Here is a 2599-nt window from a genome sequence, read left to right as displayed (position 1 = left end):
AAGCGGCCGAGCAGGTCGCCGCGCGCCAGCGCCTCGCCGCGCGCCAGCGCGACGCCTTCGTCATGCTCGCGCGCGCGGGCCAGGCCGTAGCGCAAATCGGCCTCGGCGCGCTGGCGCTGCTCCGTCGCGGCCGTCAGCGGCCTGCCGAGCGCGAAGGCCGCCACGCCGCCCGCCGCGGCGTAGAGCACCGCGAGCAGCACCAGATGCCCCGGCACCGGCAGCCCGAACACCTCGACGATGCCGGAGAGCGACCAGAGGATGCCGATGAAGGCGATCAGCACGGTTGCCGCGAAGAACAGCGAGGCGGCGAGTTCCACCGCCTGCTCGGTCGCGATGCGGATGTCCTCCGCGATGCGCCCGTCGGGGTTGTCGGGGCTGCCGGGGATCTGCGCGAGGCGCCATTGCTGCCCTTCGGTGAGCCACGCGCCGAGCAGCCGCTCCGTCAGGGCGCGCCGCCAGGACAGGGCGACGGCGCGCTTGGCCCAGACCTGCCCGGCATTCGACAGCACGATGCCGCCGAGGAGGGCGGCGAAGACCCAGGCCTCGCGCATGAGCGCGCCGAGGTCGCGCCGCTCCAGCGCGTCGAAGAGACGGGCGTTCCAGAGGTTGTAGCCGACGGCCAGCGCCACCTGCGCGCCGGTCAGCGCGATCAGCAGCAGGATCAGGCCGCGCGTGCGCCAGCGGCCGAGCCAGGGCGCCGAGAGCGCCAGCACGCCCTGCAGCACGGAGTGCTGGCGGTGCGGCGACGCCGTGTTGCCCGTGGCGCCGCTCATCATCTCGCCGGAACCGGCGCTACTCGCCGGCCGCGGCCAGGATGCGCGAGATCGCCTCGCTGCGCCCGAGCGCGAAGAGGACGGCGTCGATCGGCGGCGATTGCGTGCTGCCGGTCAGCGCCGCGCGCAGCGGCTGCGCCACCGCGCCGAGCTTCACGCCCTTCACCTCCGCATAGTCGCGCAGCCACTGCTCGAGATCCTTGCGCTCCCACGGCGCGTCGCCGAGGAACTGCGCGAGGTCGGCAAGCCGCGCCTTCGCCTCCTCCGTCAGCAGCGCCGCGGCCTTCGGCTCCATCGCCGGCGCGCCGTCCTGCAGGGCGAAGAGGGCGGCGCCGGCCAGCTCCTCGATGGTCTTCGCGCGCTCCTTCATGTCGGGCATCAGCATCCGCACGCGCGCCGCGCCGTCGGTGCCGAACAGCACGCCGCGCTTCGCGAAGCGCTCCAGCACCTCGCGCGTCAGCCGCTCGTCGTCGGCGGCGCGCAGGTAGACGCCGTTGAAATGGGTGAGCTTGGCGTAGTCCATGCGCGAGGCCGCGCGGCCGACATCGGCGATGTCGAAGATGCGGATCGCATCCTCGCGCGAGATGATCTCGGTGTCGCCATGGCCCCAGCCGAGGCGCAGCAGGTAGTTGCAGACGGCCTCGGGCAGGTAGCCCTGCTCGCGGAAGTCGATGGCCCCGACGGCGCCGTGCCGCTTCGACAGCTTCGCCCCGTCCTGCCCGTGGATCAGCGGCACATGGGCGAAGTGCGGCCGCCGCCAGCCCATCGCGTCGTAGACCATGCACTGGCGGAAGGTGTTGGTCAGGTGGTCGTCGCCGCGGATCACATGCGTGATCGCCATGTCGTGGTCGTCCACCACCACCGCATGCAGGTAGGTCGGCGTGCCGTCCGAGCGCAGGATGATCATGTCGTCGAGCTCGCTGGCCGCGACGCGCACTTCGCCCTGGACCAGGTCGCGCACCACCGTCTCACCTTCGCGCGGCGCCTTGATGCGGATGGCGGGTGCGACGGAGGGTGCTTTGGCGGGGTCCATCCCGATCCACTTCGAGCCGTCGTACTTGAAGGGCCGCTTCTGCGCCTCGGCCTCGGCGCGCATGGCGGCGAGCTCCTCCGGCGTGTCGTAGGCGAGATAGGCCGCGCCCTTCGCCAGCAGCTCGCGCGCGACCTCGGCGTGGCGCGGCTCGCGCTGCGACTGCATCACCGGCGGTTCGTCGGGGCTGAGCCCGAGCCAGGCGAGGCTGTCGAGGATCTGCTGCACCGCCTCCGGCGTGGAGCGCGCCCTGTCCGTATCCTCGATGCGCAGGAGGTACTGGCCGCCATGGCGACGGGCGAAGAGGAAGTTGAACAGCGCCGTGCGCGCGCCGCCGATGTGCAGGTATCCGGTGGGCGAGGGGGCGAAGCGGGTGCGGACCGACATGGATGTCCCGTTGAGCGGATGTGGGCCCTGACTAGCCTGCGACGGTCCCGGCTGTGAACGCCGCGGGCGATCACGGAGGCTGCGTGCGGGAAGCGCCGCGGCAAGCATCGGCAAGGGCCGCCCGGACAGATGGCCGGGCGTTGCCCGTCTAGCCCAGCTTCCAGGCGCGCTGAACCGCCCGGGTGGCCGCATGAAACCTTATCCATATGGTTGCATGACGAGGGCGCCATAGCGACTCTGGCGGGAGTGAGCCTCGCCCTCGCCCCGGCCGAGCGGTCGGCGCCCGCTCTCGCGCGCCTGCGCGAGGCGGCGGGGGCGGAGGTCGCCCTCCAGCATGGCCGCCTCGCGCCCTGGCTCGCAGTCGCGCTCGGCGGCGGCGTCCTGGCCTATTTCGCGATGCCGGAGGAGC

At 72.6% G+C, this 2599-nt stretch carries 2 protein-coding genes; both read right to left on the bottom strand.

Annotated features, from left to right (window positions below):
* A partial coding sequence (locus L2I40_RS21745; RefSeq protein ID WP_272910998.1) for an SbmA/BacA-like family transporter occupies window positions 1-773 on the bottom strand: 773 nt, incomplete at its 3' end.
* A 19-nt stretch (window positions 774-792) separates the two neighbouring features.
* On the bottom strand, window positions 793-2190 hold the full coding sequence (gene gltX / locus L2I40_RS21740) for a glutamate--tRNA ligase (protein WP_237217336.1): 1398 nt from the start codon (window positions 2188-2190) through the stop codon (window positions 793-795).
* Between the last annotated feature and the right edge of the window lie 409 nt (window positions 2191-2599).

Origin of the sequence: Falsiroseomonas oryziterrae (assembly GCF_021864505.1) — a bacterium.
GTDB lineage: Bacteria > Pseudomonadota > Alphaproteobacteria > Acetobacterales > Acetobacteraceae > Falsiroseomonas > Falsiroseomonas oryziterrae.
The sequence above is the reverse complement of the archived record's forward strand: the minus strand, read 5'-3'. Positions and strand labels throughout refer to the sequence as shown.